General features: G+C 69.6%; 19 protein-coding genes. 4 read left to right on the plus strand and 15 right to left on the minus strand.

Annotated elements, in window-relative coordinates; all coding sequences use genetic code 11:
• Positions 1-24: 24 nt before the first annotated feature.
• Together ACZ63D_RS00090 and ACZ63D_RS00095 are read right to left on the minus strand one after the other, a co-directional pair.
• Positions 25-918 carry an HpcH/HpaI aldolase/citrate lyase family protein gene (locus tag ACZ63D_RS00090; RefSeq protein WP_465352056.1) on the minus strand — a complete coding sequence of 298 codons (894 nt, stop codon included), beginning with the start codon at positions 916-918 and terminating at the stop codon, positions 25-27.
• Positions 919-938: 20 nt separating this feature from the next.
• On the minus strand, positions 939-2,108 hold the full coding sequence (locus ACZ63D_RS00095) for a CaiB/BaiF CoA transferase family protein (RefSeq protein WP_465352057.1): 1,170 nt from the start codon (positions 2,106-2,108) through the stop codon (positions 939-941).
• A gap of 158 nt (positions 2,109-2,266) precedes the next feature.
• Between ACZ63D_RS00095 and ACZ63D_RS00100 the strand changes: the two genes are divergently transcribed.
• Together ACZ63D_RS00100 and ACZ63D_RS00105 are read left to right on the plus strand one after the other, a co-directional pair.
• Entirely contained in the window at positions 2,267-3,730 is a 1,464-nt protein-coding gene (locus ACZ63D_RS00100) for an aldehyde dehydrogenase (protein WP_465352058.1), read from the plus strand.
• 12 nt (positions 3,731-3,742) lie between these two features.
• Positions 3,743-5,137 (plus strand): MmgE/PrpD family protein, encoded by a 1,395-nt coding sequence (locus ACZ63D_RS00105; protein ID WP_465352059.1) that lies wholly within the window; start codon positions 3,743-3,745, stop codon positions 5,135-5,137.
• Between the two features lie 50 nt (positions 5,138-5,187).
• Here the strand turns inward: ACZ63D_RS00105 and ACZ63D_RS00110 are convergent, their stop codons facing one another.
• The 6 genes from ACZ63D_RS00110 to ACZ63D_RS00135 are packed head-to-tail and all read right to left on the minus strand — an operon-like array spanning position 5,188 to position 13,063.
• A complete protein-coding gene (locus tag ACZ63D_RS00110; RefSeq protein ID WP_465352060.1) occupies positions 5,188-6,237 on the minus strand; it encodes a zinc-dependent alcohol dehydrogenase family protein in 1,050 nt (349 codons plus the stop codon).
• 17 nt (positions 6,238-6,254) lie between these two features.
• Positions 6,255-7,742 carry a sugar ABC transporter ATP-binding protein gene (locus ACZ63D_RS00115; RefSeq protein ID WP_465352061.1) on the minus strand — a complete coding sequence of 496 codons (1,488 nt, stop codon included), beginning with the start codon at positions 7,740-7,742 and terminating at the stop codon, positions 6,255-6,257.
• Complete coding sequence (locus tag ACZ63D_RS00120; RefSeq protein WP_465352062.1) at positions 7,739-8,797, minus strand: hypothetical protein; 1,059 nt, start codon at positions 8,795-8,797, stop codon at positions 7,739-7,741. Before ACZ63D_RS00120 ends, ACZ63D_RS00115 begins: the two co-directional genes overlap by 4 nt.
• Entirely contained in the window at positions 8,794-10,956 is a 2,163-nt protein-coding gene (locus ACZ63D_RS00125) for an ABC transporter permease (RefSeq protein ID WP_465352063.1), read from the minus strand. Before ACZ63D_RS00125 ends, ACZ63D_RS00120 begins: the two co-directional genes overlap by 4 nt.
• A 10-nt stretch (positions 10,957-10,966) precedes the next feature.
• The gene (locus tag ACZ63D_RS00130; RefSeq protein ID WP_465352064.1) at positions 10,967-12,043 is read right to left on the minus strand and encodes a sugar ABC transporter substrate-binding protein; all 1,077 of its coding nucleotides are present in this window, start codon (positions 12,041-12,043) and stop codon (positions 10,967-10,969) included.
• 36 nt (positions 12,044-12,079) lie between these two features.
• Positions 12,080-13,063: an ABC transporter permease gene (locus ACZ63D_RS00135; protein WP_465352065.1), complete on the minus strand. Its 984-nt coding sequence runs from the start codon at positions 13,061-13,063 to the stop codon at positions 12,080-12,082.
• Between the two features lie 62 nt (positions 13,064-13,125).
• Here ACZ63D_RS00135 and ACZ63D_RS00140 point away from each other — a divergent pair, with 62 nt between their 5' ends.
• Both ACZ63D_RS00140 and ACZ63D_RS00145 read left to right on the plus strand, forming a co-directional pair.
• Entirely contained in the window at positions 13,126-14,334 is a 1,209-nt protein-coding gene (locus ACZ63D_RS00140; RefSeq protein ID WP_465352066.1) for a LuxR C-terminal-related transcriptional regulator, read from the plus strand.
• 37 nt (positions 14,335-14,371) lie between these two features.
• Positions 14,372-15,046 (plus strand): nitroreductase, encoded by a 675-nt coding sequence (locus ACZ63D_RS00145; protein WP_465352067.1) that lies wholly within the window; start codon positions 14,372-14,374, stop codon positions 15,044-15,046.
• Between the two features lie 69 nt (positions 15,047-15,115).
• Here the strand turns inward: ACZ63D_RS00145 and ACZ63D_RS00150 are convergent, their stop codons facing one another.
• From ACZ63D_RS00150 to ACZ63D_RS00180, 7 genes are all read right to left on the minus strand, one after another.
• A complete protein-coding gene (locus ACZ63D_RS00150) occupies positions 15,116-15,922 on the minus strand; it encodes an SDR family NAD(P)-dependent oxidoreductase (protein WP_465352068.1) in 807 nt (268 codons plus the stop codon).
• Positions 15,919-17,523, minus strand: a complete 1,605-nt coding sequence (locus ACZ63D_RS00155; RefSeq protein ID WP_465352069.1) for a class I adenylate-forming enzyme family protein — start codon at positions 17,521-17,523, stop codon at positions 15,919-15,921. The genes ACZ63D_RS00150 and ACZ63D_RS00155 overlap by 4 nt, the downstream gene beginning before the upstream one ends.
• 27 nt (positions 17,524-17,550) lie before the next feature.
• The gene (locus ACZ63D_RS00160; RefSeq protein ID WP_465352070.1) at positions 17,551-18,285 is read right to left on the minus strand and encodes a hypothetical protein; all 735 of its coding nucleotides are present in this window, start codon (positions 18,283-18,285) and stop codon (positions 17,551-17,553) included.
• On the minus strand, positions 18,285-20,246 hold the full coding sequence (locus ACZ63D_RS00165) for a hydantoinase B/oxoprolinase family protein (RefSeq protein ID WP_465352071.1): 1,962 nt from the start codon (positions 20,244-20,246) through the stop codon (positions 18,285-18,287). Before ACZ63D_RS00165 ends, ACZ63D_RS00160 begins: the two co-directional genes overlap by 1 nt.
• A gap of 5 nt (positions 20,247-20,251) precedes the next feature.
• On the minus strand, positions 20,252-22,282 hold the full coding sequence (locus ACZ63D_RS00170) for a hydantoinase/oxoprolinase family protein (protein ID WP_465352072.1): 2,031 nt from the start codon (positions 22,280-22,282) through the stop codon (positions 20,252-20,254).
• A gap of 2 nt (positions 22,283-22,284) precedes the next feature.
• Positions 22,285-22,506, minus strand: coding sequence for a hypothetical protein (locus ACZ63D_RS00175; RefSeq protein WP_465352073.1), 222 nt, complete (start codon positions 22,504-22,506; stop codon positions 22,285-22,287).
• Between the two features lie 201 nt (positions 22,507-22,707).
• Positions 22,708-22,974: a hypothetical protein gene (locus ACZ63D_RS00180; protein ID WP_465352074.1), complete on the minus strand. Its 267-nt coding sequence runs from the start codon at positions 22,972-22,974 to the stop codon at positions 22,708-22,710.
• Between the last annotated feature and the right edge of the window lie 89 nt (positions 22,975-23,063).

Raw genomic sequence — 23,063 nt, forward strand, 5'->3', positions numbered from 1 at the left:
GCTTTTCGACGCGGCGCGTCTTCGTCAGGCGTTCGCCGCGATCGCCTCCGCCTGCGCGACGATCCCCTCCGCGGTCTTCACATGCGCGATGTCCACGTGCTGGCCTTCGAAATCCACCGCCGCGCTGCCCGACGCCTCGGCCGCGCGGAACGCGTCGATCAACCGGCGCGCCTGCTCGACCGCCTCGGGCGTCGGCGTGAACACTTCGTTCGCGATCGCCACGTGCGAGGGGTGGATGCAGACCATGCCGCGGTAGCCGAGCTGCTTGTTGTCCAAGCAGAACTGGCGGGCGCCGTCCAGGTCGCGGATGTCCTGCCACACCCCGGCCACCGGGTGGTGCAGCCCGGCCGCGCGCGCGGCGAGCACGATCCGGCTGCGCAGGTAGAGCGACTCCAGCCCGGCCGGGGTGAACTCGAAGCCCAGTTCGCGGCCGACGTCGGCGCTCGGGCCGGTCGCGCCGAGCAGGCTGGACACCCGGGGCGTCGCCGCGGCGATCTCTTCGCACCGCGCCATGGAAGCCGCGGTCTCGTAGCTCACGATCAGCCCGACGCTCCCGGCTTCCAGGCCTTCGCGCGCCTCGAGGTGCGACACGACCGCGTCGATCCGCACCAGTTCCTCGGCGTCGAACACCTTCGGCAGGAACAGCCCGGCCAGCCCGGGCCGGATGACCGCTTCCAGGTCCGCGCCCTGAAGGCCGCTGACCGACGCGTTCGGCCGCACCCAGATGTCCGGCCGGACGCCCTGGGCGTGCAGCCGGTCGACGGTCTCCGCGACAACCGGGCGCGCCTCGTCCTTGTTCGCGGCGGGCACGGAGTCCTCGAGGTCGAGGATCAGCGCGTCGGCACCGGACGCGAGACCCTTGTCGGCCCACGAGGCCTTGTGGCCGGGCACGAAAAGCATGGAACGGTACGGCTTCATCAGTGTTCTCCAGTTGTCGGTCAGGATTCGTACAGGACGCCGGTCTCGAACAGCTTCTCGACGTCTTCGGCCGCCAAAACCTCGCTGGCGACCGCACGGGAATCGGCGCCTACCTTCGGCGCGACGGGAGAGCGGTCCGGACGCTCGCCGCCGAACTTCCACGGCGGGCGCAGCAGCGCGAGGCCGTCCGGCTGGTGGTCGGCGATGTCCAGGTGCCGCACCTGCGGGTGGTCGAGGTAGCCGGTCATGGACAGCACTGGCGCGAACGGCACGTCGTGTTCGGTCAGCACGCGCTCCCAGTGCTCCTTGGGTTTGCGCGCGAACTCCGCCTCGACGATCGGGACCAGCTCGAAGTAGTTCGCCTCGCGCGGCCGATACTCGGCGAAGCGCGGGTCCTCCAGCAGATCGGTGCGCTCCAGCGCGCGGCACAGCGACTGCCAGAACTTCTGCGACGACGACAGGTGCACCGCGAGGTACTCCCCCGTCGAGGTGGGCACGCAGAAGTTCTGCGCCTGCGGATGCCTGCTCGTGCGGCTGGGGTCGTGGCCGAGTTCGAAGGCCTGGGTGATCCCGTCGGCGGTCAAGGTGCTGACCGCTTCCATGATCGAGGTTTCCACACGCTGCGGCTGCCCGGTCTTCAGCCGGCCGACGAGCGCGGCGAGCACGCCTGCCGCCGTGGTCAGCCCGGTGACCAGGTCCGCGCTCAGGCCGCCTGCCAGCTGCGGCCGCCCCTCGTCGCTGAACAGCGAGTAGAGGCCGCCGAACGCGTGCCCGATCGTGTCGTAGGCGGGCCGGTCGGCCAGCGGCCCGGTGGAGCCGAAGCCGGTCACCGATCCGTACACCAGGTCCGGGCGCAGCGCCCGGCAGTCCTCCGGGCCGAGGCCCATCGCGGCGAGCTTGCCCGGGCGGAGGTTCTCCAGCAGCACGTCGAAGCGCGGCACCAGCGCCTTGACCAGCTCGACCCCCTCGGCGGTCTTGAGGTCGACCGACAGGCTCCGCTTCCCCGCGTTGTACTGTCGGAAGTACGGGCTGCCGTCGTTCATCCGCCGCCGGAAGTCCTCGCCGAGGACCGGCTTCTCCACCTTGACGACCTCCGCGCCGAGGCCGCACAGCATCGAGGTCCCGAACGGGAGCGAGATGTAGCCCCCGATCTCCAGGATCCGGACGCCGTCGAGTGGCTTGTGCTGCATGTCGCCCGCCTTCGCTCAGTGGGTCTAGATAATATTTTATATTATCTAGGCTTGCGCACGTCAACCCGGCGGATCGGCCCGCCGAAACCCTGGTCTAGATATTTTATATTACGTATGCTTCCGGAAGACTTCCCCGGACCGGCAAGGAGCGTGCACTGATGCCCGCGCAACCCCCGCTGTGGCAAGGCCACTACGACAAGCTCTTCCTCGGCGGCACATGGACGGAGCCCGCGTCCGGCCGCGTTTTCGACGTGGTCTCCCCCTCGACCGAGGAAGTTCTCGCCCAGGTCGCCGAGGGCGCCGAAGCGGACATCGACGCCGCCGTCTCCGCGGCGCGGCACGCGTTCGATCGCGGTCCGTGGCCCCGGATGCCGCTCGACGAGCGCATCGCCACTCTGCGCAAGCTCAGCACCGCGCTCGCCGAGCACGAGACCGAGATCGCCCACCTGGTCAGCGCCGAGATGGGGTGTCCCATCACGCTGTCGACCAAGATGCAGGCGATCGGCCCCCGGCTTCTCCTGGACGCGTTCCTCGGCCTCGCACCGGACTACCCGTGGGAGGACACCCGCCGCTCGGCGACCGGGCACGCTCTCGTCACGCGCGAGCCGGCCGGGGTGGTCGCCGCGATCGTGCCGTGGAACGCCCCGCTGCTGATCACGATGATCAAACTGGCCCCCGCGCTGCTGGCCGGCTGCACCGTGGTGCTGAAACCGTCCCCGGAGACGCCGCTCGACGCGTACCTCCTCGGCCACCTGCTGGAAGAGATCGGGCTGCCCGGCGGCGTGGTCAACATCGTCCCGGCGCACCGGGAAGTCAGCGAATACCTGGTCCGGCACCGCGGCGTGGACAAGGTGTCGTTCACCGGCTCCACCGCGGCCGGACGCCGGATCGGCGCTCTGTGCGGGCAGGACCTGCGCCGGTGCACGCTCGAACTCGGCGGGAAGTCCGCGGCGGTGCTGCTCGGCGACGCCGACCTGGACGCCGCGATCGCCGCCGTCCGCGCCGTGTCGCTGCGCAACACCGGCCAGGTCTGCAGCAACAAGACCCGCATCGTCGTCGCCCGCTCGCGCCGGGACGAACTCCACGACCGGCTGACGGACCTCGTCCGGTCGATGCCGGTCGGCGATCCGTTCGACCCCGCCACCGAGATCGGCCCGCTCGCCAGCGCGGCCCAGCGCACCCGGGTCGAGGGCTATCTGGCCGACGGCAAGGCGTCCGGCGCGTCGCTGCTGATCGGCGGCGGACGGCCGGAAGGGCTGGAGCGCGGCTGGTACGTCTCCCCCACGGTCTTCGCCGACGTCGACCCGGACGCGAAGATCGCCCAGGAAGAGATCTTCGGCCCGGTCCTGACCGTGCACACCTTCGACACCGAGGACGAGGCGATCGCCATCGCCAACAACTCCGGCTACGGCCTCAACGGTTCGGTGTTCTCCGCCGATCTCGAGCACGCGCTGGCCGTCGCCCGGCAGATCCGCACCGGCACGGTCGAGGTCAACGGCAACCCGGTCGGCTTCACCGCGCCGATCGGCGGCTTCAAGAACAGCGGCATCGGCCGCGAAGCGGGTCCGGAGGGCTTCGACGCCTACGTCGAGATCAAGTCCTACGGCCTGCCCCTCTCCTGAAAGGCACCCACAGTGAGCACCTTCTCCCCGGTCGAAGAAGCAGTCGCCCGGCTCGTGACCGGCCTGACCTTCGACGCCATCCCGGCCGAAGCCCTCGCCGGAGCCCGCAGGCTGCTGCAGGACCAGCTCGCCCTGCAGGTCGGCAGCGCGGCCCTGCCGTGGAGCCAAGCCGTGCTCGACGCGACCCGGGCGTCCCATGCCCCGGGAACCGCGCACGTCGTCGCGAGCGGCGACGCGATGAGCGCGGCCGACGCGGCGTTCGTCAACGCCACCTTCGGGCACGGTTTCGAGTACGACGACGCGCATCGCGCCAGCTCCGCGCACCCGGGCAGCTGCGTGGTGTCGGCGGCGCTGGCCGTCGGCGAAGAACTCGGCGCGGACATGCGCGACGTGCTGACCGCCATCGTCGCGGGATACGAGGTCTACACCCGGATCGGCACGCTGGCGAACCCGGACCTCCTGATCCGCGGGTTCCACCCGCACGGGTTGCTGTCGACCTTCGGTGCCGCCGCGGTGGTCGCCAAATTGCGCGGCTTCGACCTGGAAACCACCGGGCACGCGCTTTCGACCGCGCTCAGCCACGCCTCGGGCACGACCGAGTACAGCTCCGGCGGTGGTTCGATCAAACGCGTGCACTCCGGCATCGGCACTCGCGGCGGCATCCGCGCGGCGGAACTGGCCGCCGCCGGGGTCACCGGCCCGACGACCTTTCTGACCGGTTCGAAGGGCTTCTTCCGCGCCTTCGCCGGGCGGGAGGTCGGCGACGAGGCGGCCGGTGCGTTCGGGCTCGACCAGACCTTCGAGGTCTCCCGCCTTTGGCTCAAGCCCTACTGCTGCTGCGGCATCAACCACGCCTACGTCGACGGCGCGCGGCAGCTGGCCGGGAGCCCGGACCAGGTCGAGTCCGTCCTGCTGGGCATCCAGACCGGAGGGGACGTGGTGATCGGCAACCAGAACCGCAACGCGTACGCGCCGAAGATCATCGAGCACCTGCAGTACAGCCTGCCGTTCCAATTCGCGCTGTCGATGCTGGGCCACGGCAACGGGTTCGCCACGCATCACGCGTATCTCGCCGGAAAGCTGGACATCGGCGAGGACAGCGACGTCGCCGCACTCGCGCGGAAGGTGAAGATCGAGGTTCGCCCGGACCTGGACGAGCAGTACCCGGGGCGCTGGGTCGCGGACCTGACGGTGACCTATCAGGACGGCCGGACCGAGCACGTGTTCGTCGACAACCCGGTCGGCACCGCGGAGAACCCGATGTCGCAGGCGGATCTGGACGCGAAGTTCCACGACGTCCTCGCATCGGCGCTCACCGAGGACCGGCGCGCCGAACTGCTGCACGCGATCAAGGACGGCGACCTCGACCAGCCGGTCGTCGAGTTCGCGAAGCTGCTGCGAGCCTGAACCGACGGGAAAGCGCCGACGGGCAGAACCCGTCGGCGCTTTCTCTGTGCTCAGAACTCGATGACCGCCTTGCCGCCGGTCTGCTTGTCGAACGCGGCGTAAGCCTCGGCCGCGTCGTCCAGCCGCCAGCGATCGGTGAACACCCGGTCCGCCTCGACGCCGTGCCGGGCGATGAACCGGGCGCACTCCGCCTGGCCCACCGGCGAGAACGTGTACGAGCCGACCACCGTCAGCTGCTTGCGGATCAGGTCCGGGCTGACGTCTAGCGTCACCGTCGAACCTTCGCCGACAAACGCGACCGAGCCCCACTTCGCGGCGGACTTCACCGCCGCCGCCCGTGCGGGCGGAGCACCGGAGCAGTCGAGTGCCTTCGTTACGCCCTTGCCGCCGGTCAGGTCCCGGATGGCTTCGACCGGGTCGGCCGACGTCGAATCGATCGCGTGCGCCGCGCCGAAGTCCTTCGCCCGCGCAACGCGTTCCGCGGCGATGTCCACCGCGATCACCTCGGCGCCCATCGCCGCTGCGAGCTGCACCGCGGCCTGACCGACCGGGCCCTGGCCGAACACCGCCAGCGTGTCGCGTGCGTTCACCTCGAGCCGGGTCAGCGCGCCGTACGCGGTTCCGGTGCCGCACGAAATCGCGGCGCCGGCGGCGAAACTCAGCTCGTCCGGCAACGGCACGAGCGTCCGTGCGGGCACTTTCAGGTAGTCCGCGTGCCCGCCGTGCGCGGTCGCGCCGTAAATCACGTTGCCGCGTTCGCACATCTGCGGCCAGCCGGTCCGGCACAGGTCGCAGAATCCGCAGCCGTCGTAGTGGTGGACCATCATCCGGTCTCCCACCCGCACGGCGCGCGGATCGACCGCCGAGCCGATCGCCGCGACGACGCCGCACGGCTCGTGCCCGCCGATGATCCCGGCGCCGTCGCCGGTCATCCCGAAGGCGGCCAGCGCCTGCCCGGCCGGAGCCCGGTAGAAGTGCAGGTCGCTGCCGCACATTCCGGAGGCTTTCATCTCCAGCACCACTTCGTCCGGGCCGGGTTCGGGATCGGCGAAAGCCTGGATCTCGAGGACCCGGTCGCCCTGGAAAATGACTCCGCGCATGAGAATTTCCGTTCTGGTCAGTGCACTGCGGCGAACATGAGGCTTTCCTCGTCGGCTTCCTCCGGCGAGAATTCCGCGGCGATGCTGCCCGCGCGCGCCACGAGCACGCGGTCGGACAAAGCCTGGATCTCCGGCAGATACGAGGAGATGACCACGACCGCGACGCCGTCGTCGGCCAGCGCCCGGATCATCGCGTGGATTTCCGGGATCGTGCCGAGGTCCACGCCGCGGGTCGGCTCGTCGATGATCGCGACGAGCGGTTTCCGGGTAAGTCCCTTGGCCAGCACGATCTTCTGCTGGTTCCCGCCGCTCAGCTCCTCGACGGTCGCCTTCGTCGGCTGCAGCGTGCGGACGTGGAACTGTTCGACAAACCGTTTCGCGACCGATTTGCGCGCACCGGGCCGGAACAGGAACGGCAGGCGCCGCGCGCCGCACAGGTGGCCGAGATAGATGTTGTCGGCGATCGTCAGATGGCTGAAGAAGCCGGAGGCCTTCCGGTCCTCGGTGATGTAGACGATCCCGGCTTTGCGCGCCTGCCGGGGCGTGCGGAACCGCACCGGCTCGCCGTTGAGCCGCACCCGGCCGCCGCGCAGCCGCCGCCGTTTCAGGATCCCGCTGACGATCATCGCCGTTTCGCTGCGCCCCGCGCCGACCAGGCCGTAAATGCCGACGATTTCCCCGGCGTAGGCGGAAAACGCCATGTTCCGCACGACGGGCAGCAGCGTCAGGTCCTCGACTTGCAGCGTCGGCGCCGGCTCGGGCGCCCGGTTCGGCTCCACCCGCCCCATCTCGACCGTGCGGCCGACCATCATCTTCACCACGCGGTCGCGGCTGAACTCCGGCCTCGCCAGCGTTCCCTGGACGACGCCGTCGCGCAGCACGGTGATCCGGTCGGCCTGCTCGAACGCCTCGTCCAGCATGTGCGTGATGAAGATGACGCCGATCCCGCGCTTCTTCAACTGCTGCATGGACAGGAACAGCTGAAGCCGTTCCTCCGGGGTCACCGACGACGTCGGCTCGTCCAGGATGACCAGCTTCGCGTTGCGGTGCACCGCGCGGGCGATCTCCACCATCTGCTTCTGCCCGACGCCGAGCGCCCCGGCCGGGACGTCCGGCCGGATGTGGAAGTTGTGCGATTCCAGCAGCTCCCGCGCCGCCACGTTCAGGTGGCCGAGGTTGTTGAACACCTTCTCGTCGCCCATGAACAGGTTCTGCGCGACGGTCATCGACTCGACCAGCGAGCCCTCCTGGTAGACCATCGCCACGCCGGCCTCGACCGATTCGCGCGGCGTCGTGAACGCCCGTGCGACGCCGTCGACCTCCAGCGTGCCGGAATCGTGCGCGACCGCCCCGGAAACGATCTTGACCATGGTGGACTTGCCCGCGCCGTTCTCGCCGAGCAGGGCGTGGATTTCACCCGGCCGCACGTCGAAGTCCACGCCGTCCAGCGCGTACGTCCCGCTGTAGCGCTTGCTGATGTTCGTCAGCCGCAACACCGTGCTCATGCGTCCTCCAGCCGCAGCAGGTTCCGGCCGCCGCGCGCGGCGGCGACCACATGTCCGTTGTGGACGGTCACGCCGGTGACCCCGTGCCGCGCGCTGTCGACCCGGGCATGCGCGCTCTCGGCGACCCGGCCGGTGGAGTCCATCCGGAACACCAGTCCGCACGACCGCGCGGGCGCCCAGCTCTTGACCACGCCGAGCACGCGCAGCTGCCCCATCTGCATCGTGTCGGTGAACGGATCGCCCGCGCGCAGCCGCGGCACGAACCATTCCTCCGGGCTGATCGTCTCCGTCATCTCGGCCAGCAGCGCGGGTTCGTCCAGCAGCAGCTCGGTGACCCGGTTGCGGATGTAAGGCGCGGCGAACCACCAGCCGTCCCCGGCGACGTGCACTCGTCCCGGGTAGACGGGAAGGTTCGCACTCAGCGCCCGGCCGCTCTTGCCTGGGGCGGACCGTGCTTCCACTCGGTGGTCCAGGCTCAGCGACAACAGCACTTCGCCCTCGGCCACGCCGACGCCCGACGGCCACGCGAGGCGCTCCGCGACCACCTCCGCCCGCGCACCGCCGACCCGGACGAGCAGCCCGGACCGGTCGCCGGTGACAAGCGCCCGCGGCCACTCCGCGACCTTCGTCGAACCGACAGCCGCCAGCAGCGCGGACCCGTCTGTCGCGAGCGCGGTCACGCAGGCGGTGACCGGCGCGTCGGTGCACAAGTCCTCGGTCTCGCCGGATTGCGACACCGCGACCAGGCCACGCCCCTCGACTGCCGCGACGATCTGTTCGTCGCGCACGGTCAGCGCCGTTACCGGCCTGCCGAACGAAGCCAGCCGCGTCACCTCGTCCGCCCGCACGGCGAAGATGTCGTTGCCGCTGCTGAACACCAGGCCCTCGGCGGTCACGACGACGTCGTCCGGCTCGTACTCGCCCGCGGGCAGCAACTCCGCCGCCGCGTCCAGCCGCAGGTTCGGCCGCAGCCCGGTGTCCATCGGGGGCACCGTCCGGGCGCGGCCCCAGTTCGGGTTGATCCATTCCTTCACGGTGTCCAGTACCGGGCTCATCGCACCGCCTCCGCGGCCTCGCGCGCGGCGGTCCCCGGGACGGCAGCGGGGTCGATGTCGCCGATCTCGCTCGGGTCCAGTTCGAGCCTGCCGATCCGGTTGTTGCTGACGCCGCACAGGTACAGGTGCCCGTCGCGTTCCTTGACCGCGGTCACCATCGGGTAGTTCTCCATCGTCTCGTCCCACAGCACGGCGAGGATCTCGCCGCGATCGCTGAACTTGATCGCGCAGGAGGTGTTGAGCTGCGGCACGACCCAGTTGTCGACCGCCGCCTCGCGGGTCATCCGCCGCCGCACCGCCGGGTAGCGGCCGAGCAGGTCGGACATCGGGGTCCGCATGGCGCACAACGGCATCCAGTAGTTGCCGTCGGAGGACCGGTTGATGTTGTCCGGATAGCCGGGCAGGTTCTCCAGCACGGGTTCGAGCCGTCCCTTTTTCGGCCCGGCGATCCACAGCCGGTCGACCCGGCACAGCCCGGTGCTGGCGATCAGGATCGATGCGCCGTCGTGGGCGGTGCAGATGCCGTTGGGGAACACGTAGTTCGACACCACGACTTCCGTCCTGCCGTCCGGCGTCACCCGGATGACCCGGCCGTTCGGGCGGAATTCCACCAGCTCCAGCAGGAAGTCGGCGGTGTTCGTGCGGGTCGAGAAGTCCGAGGCGTAGATCGAGCCGTCCGGCGCGATGTCGAGGTCGTCGATCGCCCGCAGCCCCGAATCGTCGATCAGCGACAGCGGGCTGCGCTTGACCTTGTTCGCGACCAGTTCGGGTTCGCCGTCGGCGCCGATGCGGTAGATGCCCATGCCGCCGACGGCGACGACCAGCCGTCCTTCCGCGTCCCACGCGTGTCCGCACGGGAATCCGCCGGTGCGCGAGAAGATCTCGCCCTCGGTGTCGTCCAGGCCGCGGAACCGCCACACCCAGCCGCGCTGGTCGCCGCAGTAGACGTTGCCCTCGGCGTCCACCGCGCAGTCCTCCGCGCCGCGAATCTTGCCGAGCCCGACCGGAGGCGCGTCGGTCAGCCTGCGGTTGAGCGACCAGACCGTGCCCGGCTTCGTGACGTCGATCAGCGGACCGAGCCGCAGCCGCGCCGGATCGATCTTCAGCTTCTCCACCGCGCGCTGCCGGTACTTGCCCCATTTGAGATCGAGCACGGTGAACACGAGCAGCACCGCGGCGAGGATGACGGTGTAGTACGAGCCCTGCGCGCCGTCCGAAACGGTCGCCTGCTCGATGATCGTCACCACCGCGACGCCGACGGCCGCGCGGAGCACCGAACCGCGTCCGCCCTTGATGCTGACGCCGCCGAGCACCACGGCGGTCAGCGCGATGATCTCCCAGCTGTTGCCGACGTTGGGGTCGGTCCGGGCGAGCCGCGCCGACGTGAGGATCGCGGCGGTGCCCGCCAGCGCGCCGGACAGGACGTAGGTCCAGAACGTCACGGCGGTGACCGGGATGCCGTTGCGCCGCGCGGACCTCCGGTCCGAACCGGTCGCGGTGACCCACCAGCCCCACCGGGACCGGGTGAGCGCCAGGTGGACCACGAGCAGCCCCACCGCGAAGAGGAACCACGCGGTCGGGATGCCCAGGATCCGGCCCTCGCTGAGGAAATCCCACACGAGCGACGGCTTCGTGACGCCGATCTGCGTGCTGTTCGCGTTCTGCAGCACCGAAGCCGCGCCGCCGAAGGCGATCAGCGTGACCAGGGTGGTGATGAACGGGCGCATCCGCAGGATCGCGATGAGATACCCGTTCACCGCCCCGAGCACCGCACCGGCGACGATCGCCGCGGGCACCACCAGCGCGGTCGGCCACAGCCACACTCGGTCCGCGACCATCGCGCCCAGCCCGCAGAACCCGACGATCGACCCGACCGACAGGTCGATGCCGCCGCCGACCAGCACCACGGTCAGCCCGACCGCGAGCAGGCCGTACTCGGACACCTCGTCCAGCACGAGCGGTGCGTTGGCCGCCCCGACATTGGTCGTGGCGAGCACGTAAACGCACAGCGCGAGCGCCAGCACGAGCGGCACCGCGCCTTCCATCCACCGCTTCTCGAACAGGTCCGAGACCGTGCGGTAGCGAGCGATTCGTTCCGCGGGCCGTCCGCCGGTCATGCCGAAGGCGTCCAGCCCGCGCCGCAGCGGAGACGTAGTCATCAGTCCCCGCTCACTTGCTCTGGTAGCACGCGATGGTGGTCTGGTCGATGTTCGCCTTGTCGACCACCGTGCTGGAGGCGTACCCGACCGAATGCGCCGAACCCGGCTTTACCCCGTTGGTGAGCAGGTTCTGCACCGCCACCGCGCCGGCGGCGCCGATGCCCTGGACGTCATAGGCGGCCGAAGCGGTCACCACGCCTTGCTTGAGCGCGTTGCACCAGTCCGCGTCGGCGTCGAGCGTGTAGACGCCGACCGAACCCGGCGCCACCTGGCCGCGGCCTTCCGCCGCCTTGACGGTCTGCCCGACGGTGATCGAGTTCAGGTCGAAGGTCACCAGGAAACCGCACAGCTTGCCCTGGTGCTGCTGCAGCACCGACTCGGCGGCGGCCTGCGCCTGCGCGTTCTGGAACTGCGAGTGCGCGGTGAGCACCTGGTAGCCCTGCGCCTGCGCGACGTCCTTGATGCCCTGGCCCCACAGGATCGACGCGGGGTCGTTGCCCGGGCCGTCGATCACCGACAGGGTCTTCGGCGCGTGCCGGGCGTCGCAATCGGAGATCGCGCGTTTCGCGATCGACTGCGCCGCACCGTAGACGTCGACGCCGACGAACGCGTCGCCGAGCCGGGTGGACGGCATGTTCAGCACGACGGTGTAGATGCCCGCCTTCTGCGCCCGGTCGATCGCGTTGTCGAGCAGGCCGAGGTCCTGGTTCTGCAGCACGAGCACGTCGGCGGCTTTGCGCGCGATGAGGTCGTTGATCGTGCTGATCATCCGGTCGCTGCTGAAGTTCGAGTCGTAGACCTTGAACTCGGCCCCGAGGTTGTCGAACGTGCGCTGCATGGTGGTGCCCCAGTTCTCGGTGAGCTTGTAGCCCTTGTAGAGAATCGGGACGAAGGCGATCCGCTTGTCCTTCAGCGCGTCGTGCGATTTCTGCCGCATCGGCATCAGCTGTTCGTTCGAGCCGAACACCGCGTCGGTCGCGGCGGCCGCCGAATCCGACGACCCGCCGCCGACCGAACAGCCGGACAGGCCCGCCGCGCCCAGCGCCGCCGACGCGGCCAGCACGAGCAGCTTCCTGGTGATCTTCATGTGCTTCCTACTTCCGTTCCCCGGCTTCGTCGCCGGTCACAGTTCGCCGGATTTCTCGGTTTCCTCGTTGCGCGGATGCAGCCACGCGTCGAACGCGATCGCGGCGGCCAGCACCGCGCCGCGGATCAGGTCCTGCACCGCCGTGCTCAGCCCGTGCAGCACCAGCAAGTTGTTGAGCACGCCCACGAACAGCGCCCCGGCGAGGACGCCCAAAATCGTGCCGCGCCCGCCGGACAGCGAGACGCCGCCGATCACCACCACGGTCAGCGCGGTGAACAAGATCGGGTCGAAGGACGTCACCGTCGTCTGCACGCTGCCCTGGATCGACACGGTCACGAACCCGGCCAGCGCGGCGAGCAGCGCGGACAGCACGTAGGTGAGGATCTGCAGCGGCCGCACCGGCGCGCCGGTCGACCGGGCGGTCTCGAAGTTGTCGCCCATCGCGCGGATCAGCCGCCCGGACGAGGTGAAGGCGACGAACAGCCACGCGAGGAGGAACGCGCCCGCCGCGATCAGCACCGGCCTCGGCACGCCGAGCGCCGAGCCGCTGCCGAGATGGGCCAGCAGCGACCCGGTCGGCACGCCGTAGACGTTCTGGCTGAGGAACAGGATGTCGATCCCGCCGATCGCCAGCATGCCGGTCGCCAGCGTCACGAACAGGGCGGGCACCTCGAACACAGCGACGAGAACGCCGTTGACGAGCCCGATCGCGAGCGCGAGCGCGGTCATCAGCGCGATCGCCTGCCATTCCGGCATGCCTTCGCTGACGAACGCGAGCGTCGCCTGCGCGCAGCCGAGCCCGATCCCCGCCACCGAAAGGTCCAGCCCCTTGCCGAGGACGACGATCGCCTCGCCGATCGCGAGGATGCCGAACGCGGCGGACAGGTTCAGGATGCTGCCGAAATTGCCTGCGGTGAGGAAATTCGTCGTGGTGGCTCCCGCCGCGAGGGCGAGCAGCACGGTGATGACGAGTACCAGATAGGTCTGGTCGAAGCCGCCGAGGCGTGCCCGGAGGGACACGCGTGGCTTCGTTGCCACTGATGCGGTAGTCATGGGATTCCCGGTTCGATGGGTGGGACAGCGTGGCCAGTGTGTCGGCCGTCACCCGGCTGCCGCATCTGCCGCCGGTCGTATTCCGCTACCCCGTACGGCCGATCGCCCGGCTGGCCCCGGTGTCGCCGCAGATATATAATGTGCGAAATGTCGGCAAGGGAGCTGCCATGAACGCGACTGGGTTTCCGCGGCTCGACAGCGTCCGCCTCGGCGCCGGACTCGCCGAGGCCGTCCGCGAACTGGGACTGGACGCGTCCGCTTTCCTCGACCGCGCGCTGCCGGTCGGCCGCTGCGCCGAGGTGCTGCCCGCGAAACGGCTGCTCGGCCAGGTCTGGGACGCCGCGATGGCCGAACTGAGCACAGCTCCGGCACCGGACCGGCTGCCCGGGCTGACCGCTCTGCTGGGCCGGGTCCGGGACCTGGAGTCCCGAGTGGACGATGCCAAGGTCGCCGACGGGGTGGCGACGATGCGCCGCGTCCGCCGGGCGCTCACCCGCCTGCACACCTCGGCGACCGCGGGCGAAGTGCTCTCGCGCGCCGCCGAAGAGGCCTGCACGATCGGGTTCGACCGCGTGCTCGTCTCCACTGTGGACGATGCGACCTGGGTGCTGCGGAAGATGGTGATCGAGCAGGATCCCCGGCTGGCCGAGGAAATGCTCGCCGCCGGCCGCGAAGCCCCGCCTCGGCTGGACGGTTCGCTGGTTGAATCCGACGTCGTGCGCCAGGCGCGCGCGGGCCTGGTGTACGACGTGCAGGAGAACCCGCGCGTGAACCGGCAGCTGGTTTCGATGTCCGGCTGCACCTCCTACGCCATCGCGCCGTTGCAGGCGTACGGAAAGGTCGTCGGATTACTGCACGCGGACAGCTACTACTCGCCCCGCCGGGAGGTCGACGCCACCGACCGCGCCGTGCTGAACCTTTACGCGGAAGGCGTGAGCGAGACGCTGGCCCGGGTGTCCGTCCTCGAGGGACTGGCCTCGCTCCAGGCGGGAATGACCCGGCTGGCCGCCGACGTGCGCATCGCTCCCCCGCCGGAGTCCGGGCCGCCGCGCCACCCGCTGCTGTCCGCCCGCGAAGCGGAGGTGATCGACCTGATGGCGCGCGGCGACGCGAACCGGGCGATCGCGCGGAAGCTCTCGATCTCCGAGGGCACGGTGAAGACCCACATCACGCACATCCTGCGCAAGCTCGGCGCGGCGAACCGCGCGGAGGCGGTGGCCTACTGGCTGCGCAACTGACCCTCCGGCAACCGAGAATATATTTTATACTTGACCGATGACCCCCGACGAAGCCTTCGAAGACCTGCTTGCCCGCCGGTGGAGCTGCCGCGCCTACCAGGACCGGCCGGTGCCGAAGCCGATCGTCGAACGGCTGCTGACGCTCGCGCAGCGGACCGCGTCCTGGTGCAACACCCAGCCGTGGCAGGTGATCGTCACCCGCGGAGCGGGCACCGAGCGCTTCCGCGAGGCGATGACCGGATGGGCGCGCGACCACCCGGCGGAGTTCGATTTCGCCCCGCCCGCCGAATACCGCGGGGTATACCGCGACCGTCGCCGGGCAAGCGGCTGGCAGCTGTACGAGGCCGTCGGCATCGAACGCGGGGACCGGGAAGCCTCGGCGCGGCAAGCGTTCGAGAACTTCCGTTTTTTCGGCGCACCGCACGTCGCGATTGTCACGACGGACGCCGTGCACGACCTGTACGGAGCCGTCGACAGCGGACTGTACGTCGGGACTTTCCTGCTGGCGGCGCAAAGCCTGGGACTGGGCGCGATCCCGCAGGCCGCGCTCGCCGGGCACGCGACGGTGATCCGCGAGCACTTCGAGATTCCGGCCGACCGGAAGATCCTGCTCGGCATCTCGTTCGGCTACCCCGACAAGGACCATCCGGCGAACAGCTACCGCACCGCCCGAGCAGGTCTGGAAGAAGTGGTGACGTGGGTTGAGGAATGACTGAGGCGAACGCGGCGCGTCGTGCAGGGAATCAGAGTCCGTGAAAGCGACCCTCTCGGGAAGCCCGGCTCACGGCTCGTCGAACACCAGCGTCGAGGAATCCACCGCGGCCCCGCCGCCGTCCGCGACCAGGACGTGACCGGTCACCATGGACGCGTCGCCCGAGGCGAGGAACGCGCACACCGACGCGATCTCTTCCGGCTCCGCGGCCCGGCGCAGCGGCACGTGCTTCGTCGTCAGCGCATACGCCTCGTCGAGCGTGATTCCTTCCCGTTTCGCCAGATACGCCATCGCGCCCTCGCCGAGCGGGGTCCGGATCCAGCCGGGGCAGACCGCGTTCACCCGGACTCCCTTCGGCCCGTAGTCCCGGGCGAGCCACCGGGTGATGCCGATGATGCCCGCCTTGGCGGCGGTGTAGCCGACCGTCCCGGGCGGGCCGGCGATCAGCCCGGCTGTCGACGCGAACAGCACCAGCGAGCCCTGCCGCTCCACCAGATGCGGCAACACCTCCCCGGCCAGGTAATACGACCCATGCAGATTCACGTCCAGCGCTCGCTGGTAAGCCTCCGCGTGCTCGGGCCGCGCGGTTCCCGACACCGCGGCGCCCTGAGCCGCGATCACCGTGTCGAGTCCGCCCAGCTGGGCCACGGCCTGCTCGACCACGTCGTGGAGCGCCGCGCGGTCGGTCCCGTCAGAGGGCAAGGCGACCGCGCCGAGTTCGTCCGCCAGTTCCTTGAGCCGTGCGGCGTTCAGGTCGGTCAGGGCGACTTTCGCGCCGTCCTCGACGAGCCGCCGGGCGGTGGCCGAGCCAACCCCGCCCGCCGCGCCGGTCACCAGAGCCAGTTCGGGCTTGCGGCGTCGGACAGCGTTGCTCATCGGGTGCCTGCCTCTCCCCGCCGCGTTCCCGCGAGCGCGCCGGAATCCATTGACGTAGCCAGCTTTTCGTACTTCTCGCGCAACTTGAACTTGAGAATTTTCCCGGAGGCGTTGCGCGGCAACTCCGGTTGCGCGACGAAGTGCCGGGGCACCTTGTAAGCCGCCAAATGCGTGCGGCAATACGCGCGCAGCTCCCCTTCGTCGAGCACCTGCCCCTCGGCGAGGACCAGCACCGCGCACCCGGCTTCGAGATACTTCGGATCCGGCACCGCGACGACGGCCGCGTCGAGCACCGCCGGATGCTGCGTGAGGACTCGCTCGATCTCCGCCGGGTACACGTTCTCCCCGCCGCTGCGGATCATGTCCTTCGCCCGGCCGGCGAGGACGAGGAAGCCGTCCGCGTTGACGTAGCCCAGATCTCCGCTGCGGCACCAGCCGTCCACGAAGGTGTCCCGGTTCGCGTCCGGGCGCTGCCAATAGCCAGCGCACACCGCGGGACCGCGGACGAGGATCTCGCCCACCTCGCCGCGCGCGGCCGGTTCGAGCCCCTCGCCCGCGACCCGCACTTCGGTCAGCGGCAGCGGGCGGCCGACGCTCTTCGGCTGGGCGTCGAAATCCTCGTCGTCCAGCGACGTCGCGATCGCGCCGCCCTCGGTCAATCCGTAGACCTGGGTCAGCCGGACCCACGGCAGCTTCGCGCGCACCTGCTCGACGACCCACGGCATCATCGTGTCGCCGCCGATGACGAAGTGCGTCACCGACTTCGGCAGCCGGTCCTCGATCCCGTCCACGCGCAGCAGGTCGTGCAGCATGAAGGAGAACAGCAGGCAGTCGGTCACCTGCTCGGTTTCGAGCACTTCCAGCAGCCGGTCGACCGTGAAGTTGCCCGACCGGAGGCACACCACGGTGCCGTGCATCAGGAACGTCGGTGCGCTCATCGCCTCGAACGCACCCGCGTGGTAGAGCGGTCCCGGCACCAGCGCGACGGTCTCCGGCGTAAAGCCCCAGCGAAGCGCCTGCGCGGTCGCTGTCGCGACGGTGTTGGCATGGGTCCACACCGCGCCCTTGGGCAAGCCGGTCGTGCCCGAGGTGTACAGGAGCGACATCGGGTCCGCGTCTCCTACCTCCGGCGCTTCGGCCAGCGGCTCACTGCCGAGCAACACTTCGAACGGAAGCGCCCATTCCGGCACCGGCTCAGCCGAATCCTGCCGGACCACGAAAGCCTCGACCCCGGTCTCCGCACGCACCGGCTCGACCCGGTCGAGCAGGCTGCGGTGCACTATCACCGCCTTGCAGCCCGAGTCGGCGAGAATGAACTTCAGCTCGGCCGACGCGAGCCGGAAGTTGAGCCGCACCGCGACCACGCCGAGGCGCATCGCCGCGAAGCACAGGGGCAGGTACTCCGGGTCGTTGCAGAGCAGCAGTCCCAGCCGGTCGCCCTTGCCGAGGCCGAGTTCCCGCAACGCCGCCGCGTACCGCAGCGATTTGTCCCGCAGTTCCGCGTAGGTGAGCCGTTCGCGGCCCTCGTAGCTGACCGCGATCCCGCCGCCGGGCGGCGGAAGCTGGTCGGCCACCGCGTCGAGAATCCGGGTGAACGTCATGACGTGCGCTCCTGTCTCAATCCCGCGTCACGCATCGTGGTTCGAGCGGAAGAACGAGCTGGCAGGCTTGAGGAACATCGTCGCGAACGGCGGAATCATGAAGTCCGGCAACACCATCTCGCCGGAGATCAGTTGCCGTTTGACCTCCGCCCGGAACCCTTCGAGGCCGCCGGCGGTCTCGTAGATCGCCAGATGCCCCTCGTCGACCGGCTTGACGCCGGGCAGCGGCTTCACGTCGGACACCTCGAACCGTTGCGCCCGAAGCACTCCCGGCGCCGACATGATCTGCGGGATGTGCTCCTCGTCGTACCATTTCGCGAACGTCGCGTCGTCGCCAGTGTGGCGGCTCCACGCGAAGAACAGATGCCGGTCGTCCAGGTTCTCGGCTTCCGCGAAAAGGTCCGAGTGGAACGGTTCGCTCACCGGCTTCGCGAAGAGCGCCTGGAACGGCTGCACCATGTAGTCCGGCAGCACCATTTCCCCGGAGATCAGTTTCCGCTTGACCTCGTCCCGGAAACCCTGCGCGCTTCCGTCCATTTCGTACAGTGCGAGGTGGCCGAAGTCCAGCGAACGCACGCCGGGCAGCGGCTTGGTGTCCGCGAGGAGGAACCGCTGCGCGCCGACCATCCCGGGCGCGTCCATCACCTGCGGGATGTGCTCCTCGTCGTACCACTTGGCGTAAGTCGCGTAGTCCGTGGTGTAGGTGCTCCACGCGAAGAACAGGTTCCGATCCCCGAAAACCGGGACCGCGGCGGAAACCATCAGCTCACTCCTTGTTCGTTCGACCGGCCGGAACGCAGCCGGGCTGTTGCTTCTTCGTCGACGCGCAGGCCTTCGGGGTCGAAGTGCGGGTCGCCGACGACGATCACCCCGTAATCGCGGGCTGCTCCTTCGACGCTGACGTACTCGTCGCGTACGTCGGCGAGCACTCGCTGCGGGTCGCGCTCGAACGGCGAGCCCCATCCCCCGCCGCCGTTCGTCAGGCAGCGCAGGACCGAACCGGCCTCGGTCAGCCACGCCTTCCGGCTCGCGAAATAGTGGTAGACGCCCTTTTCCGGGTCCAGCGCCTTGGTTTCCGGGTTCAGGACCCCGGCGACCGGGGTGCTGGCGGCGTAGACCTCCGGCTCGAGGCCGAGGAGTCCGTCCGGCCCGGAAGCCGATTCCCGCGGCGGGAAAATCCACATCGCCCCGGTCGGGCCCGGCTTCCCGCCGTCGGCTCCGACCCCGCTGGGCTCCTTGGTGCGGAACGGAGACAGGTGCTGGGCGGCGGCGGTCAGCCACAGCGTGTCCTTGAGGTTCGCCGCGCCGCCGCGGTGCTTGCCCGGCCCGCCGGTGTCGATCGCGTGCTCCTTGCGCAGCAGCACGACCGGCGAATCGTGCTCGATCGTCTCCGTCGCGGGATCGAGGTTGTTGAGGTTGTACAGCACGGTGTAGCTGTCGCCGTCGCCCTCCTTGGTCGCGCCCCACGGGCCGTGCTCGCCGCCGCATTGCGTCGCGCTCGTCCACGGGGTGCCGTCGTCCCGCACTCCGCTGGCGTTGTGCGTGTTGGTGGAGCCGTAGTCCCCGCCGATCGCGCGTTCGCCGAGGACCGGGTTCAGCGCTTCGAAGATCGCGGAAATCAGCGCACCGGACGGCTCCCAGAACATCATCGGCGCGCCCTCCGGCGGCAGCGCGCTCAGCAGCGTTCCCGGAGGCGCGACGAGGTCGACGTTGCGCCAGGTGCCGGAGGTGAACGGGATCGCCGGGTCGAGCAGCATCGTGAGCGCTACGCCGAGCGCGGTTTTCGCGTCGAGAACACCGCAGTTGATACAGGTGCGGGCTTGCGCCGAGGTGCCGGACAGGTCGGCCTCGATATCGTGCCCGCGTTTGCGCAACGTCACGTGCACTTGGTAATCGACGGTGTCGTCAAGCCCGTCCGCGTCGATCAGCGCGCGGCCGGTGTAATCGCCGTCCGGAACGCTGGCGATCGCTTCGCGCATCTGCTCGGCGGACGTGTCGCAGGCGTAGGCGAGCGACCCGAGGAACGCGTCGAGGCCGTAGCGCTCGATGTTCTCTCGCACCAGCCGCTCGCCGAGCTGCAACTGCTGGTGCATGCTGTGGAAGTCCGGCAGCAGCAGGCCGCCCCAGCGGGTGTTGTCGAAGATCAGGCTGAACGTCGACCGCACCGGCTGGTCCTTCGCCCACAGCAGCATCGGCGGCAGGACGAGGCCGTTCTCGTAGACAGTGGTCTTGGTCGCGGAGAATCCGCCGGGAACCGTGCCGCCCATGTCCAGCTGGTGGGCGCACATCGTCACGAACGCGACGATCTCGCCGCCGGCGAACACCGGGCGGGTGAACAGCACGTCGTTCACGTGCCGTCCGCCGCGGTACGGGTCGTTGCAGATCAGCACGTCGCCCGGGGAGAGATTCTCCGGACCGAATTCCTCGACCGCGTTGCGGGTGGCGTCGGGCATCGTGCCGAGGAACGGCGTCAGGCTGTTGCTGACGACGGCCATCCGGTAGTCCTGGGACGGCGGGCCGCTGATGGTGCACGCGAAGTCGTACCAGTCGCGGATGATCGGCGAGAACGCTTCCCGCAGGAAGGCGGTGCTCATGTGCCCCACGGCGTATTTCAATCGGTTCACGATCACCGACGCGGTGAAGCGGTCGGTGCGGTAGGCCCCGGCGAACGCGTCGTCGGCGAGGTCGCGGATGCGGACGGACGAAGTGTCCAAAGTGGTCATGACGCTCACTTCTTCCGGATGACGAGTTCGCCGTAGCGGCCGACGACGAGACGCTGGCCGGCGCCGACGTGGGTCGTGGACAGTCCTTCGTGGACGATCGCCGGGCCGTCGAACTCGTCGCCCGCCCGGAGCGCGGTGCGGTCGTACACCGGCGCCTCCTGGTCTTCCGCGCCCTCGCCCAGATACCGCAGGACCGTCGTGCGAACCGGCCGCAGCGGCTCGTCCGCGGCACGGGAGGGCAGTTCCGGATACTCGACCTTCGGGGTGTCCAGCACCGCGCGGACCCGGAACGTGACGCCCTCGACCGGGACCATTTCGAAGCGGTTGCCCGACCGTTCCTGGTAGGTGTCGTGGAACGACGCGATCATCGAGGCGACCGCCGCCTCGTCGACGGTCCCGGCCGGAACCGGCACGAACGGCGTGTCCCAGCTCTGCCCGACGAGATGCCCGTCGTAGCTGCGTTCGAAAGTCGCCGCGGCCTCCGGGCCGAGCCGCTCGCGCAGCTGCTCCTCCATCTCGGCGAACAACCCGTCGATCCGCTCCGCGACGTCCGGGGTGAGCACGGTGTAGGCGCTGCGGTTCACGGTGAACACCTGATCGGCCGACAGGAGGCCCAGCGCCGAGAACAGCCCCGGGTTCGGCGGAACGACGACCTGCTTGCAGTGCACCGCGTCCATCGCCGCGGGCAGCAGCATCGGCCCGGCGGCGCCGTAGGCGATCAGGGTGTAGTCGCGCGGGTCGACGCCGTTCTTGATCGCGACGTTGAAGACGCCCTCGGCGATGTTGTGCACCGCCATCTCGTACGCGTACCGCACCCGCTGAGCCAGCGTGAAGTCCGAGTCGAGGTTCTCGAACGCCCGGCGGGCCAGCTCCGGATCCAGCGCCAGCTCGCCGCCGGCGAAGGTTCCCGGGTCGAGGATGCCGATCAGCAGGCAGGTGTCGGTCGTGGTCGGCTGGGCGCCGCCGCGGCCGTAACAGGCCGGTCCGGGCGTCGAACCGGCGCTGCCGGGGCCGACCTGGATCTCGCCGGTCTGGCCGATCGTCACCAGGCTGCCGCCGCCGGCTCCGATCGCGCTGACGTCGTTGGCCAGCGCGTTGACGACGAGATCGTGCTCCAGTTCGAACGTGGTGTCGACGAACGGCTCGCCGCCGGTGACCACGCTGATGTCGCAGGACGTGCCCCCGACGTCCGCGCACAGCAGGTGGCGCTCGCCGATCAGCGAACCGAAATGCGCGCTGGCGACTGTGCCCGCCGCGGGCCCGGAGAACACGATGCGGAACGGCTGTTCCATCGCCCGGTGCGACGGCACCAGCGTCGCCGCGCAATCGGCGAAGTTCAGCTGCCCGGTGAAGCCCAGCTCGGCCAGCCCCTTTTCGAGCCGCGCGGTGTAATCGGCGTAGATGAGCTTCATCAGCGCGTCGACCACCGTCGTCGACGCCCGCGCGTACTCCTTCGCCAGCGGGGACACCTCGCTGGACAACGAGCACGGCACCTCGCCGAGCACCTCGCGGACCAGGTCGCGCAGGCGGAGTTCGTGCGCCGGGTTCACGTAGGCGTTGATCAGGCAGATGGCCACGCCGGTCACGCCGCACTTGCGCAGCACTTCGAGTTCGGCTCGCGCCTGCGCCTCGTCCAGCTCGAACAGCACGTCGCCGGTCGCGGTGAGCCGCTCCCGGATTCCCCGGCGCAGGTACCGCGGCACCAGCGGCCGCGCGGCGTCGCCGAAACTGCGTCGCCAGCCGGGGTCCAAAATGGCCTCCGCGGGCCGCCACACCCGGCCCATGTCCAGGATGTCGCGATGCCCCTCGGTCGTCAGGAACCCGATCTTCGGCACGTCGCGGGTGATCACCGCGTTCAGCCCGTGCGTGCTGGCGTGGTTGAACACCGAGGCGCCCGCGACGCCGAGCAGCGCGGCGCCTTCGAGCACCGGGCGCGTGACATCGGTGTAGTCGGTGGAGACCTTCGCGGTGCGGATCTTCCCGTCCCGCAGGGCGACCACGTCGGTGAAAGTGCCGCCCACGTCGACTGCGATCATCGTCAGTCCTTTCCCCGCACGAGGTCGGAAAGCAGCTGGATCGGCCCCAGCCGCGGGCCACGTTCCCGGCTGACCGAGAACAGGCAGGCCTGGCATTTCACGACGTCGAACCAGCCGCCCTCGGAATTCACCGGATAGCGGGACAACTCGGCGGCCTGGCAACGCGGGCACGTGCCCTCGACGGGTTCCCGATCGAGGGAGGGCGGGTTCGTTTTCTGGTCCATTTCGGCGCAACTCCGTTGTCGGCTCGATCGGGCGGCGCTGGTGCGCTGCCGCACCTCCGAACGGTAAGCCGGGTGAGACCGGGGCAACAGCCGCTCACCGCACAGTCGAGTCCGCAAAACGAAGCGGCGGCCGGGAGCGAACATGGAGACGGGCAGTACAGCGGCCTGTTCAGCCGCCGTACTGCCCGTTGCTTTTTCTTTTCAGGCCGCCTCGCCCGCCGCCCCCAGCGCTGCCGCACCCGCCGCCGTGAGGCGGGCTCGGACCCGCTTCCCGAGCACGGCGGGTCCGGTGTGGACGATCAGCCCTCGATGGGCGAGCGCGTGCGCGGTGTACTGATCGCAGCACGGCACGCCGTCGACGAACAGGTCCGGCTCGCTGCTGCGGGTGATCTCGGCCCGTCCGGCGGCCACGACGCGGAGGAGGGCCAGCGCCCGGCAGCTCAAGTCCGGATCCGTCCGAGGCGCCATCGCGCACCTCCCTGCCGCAGAAATAATATTTTATATTAAACTTTCGCAGACTTGTAGTCAAGGAGAGGGCCGGAGGCGCCGTCCGCGAC

The sequence above is a fragment of the Amycolatopsis sp. NPDC104775 genome (assembly GCF_055583325.1).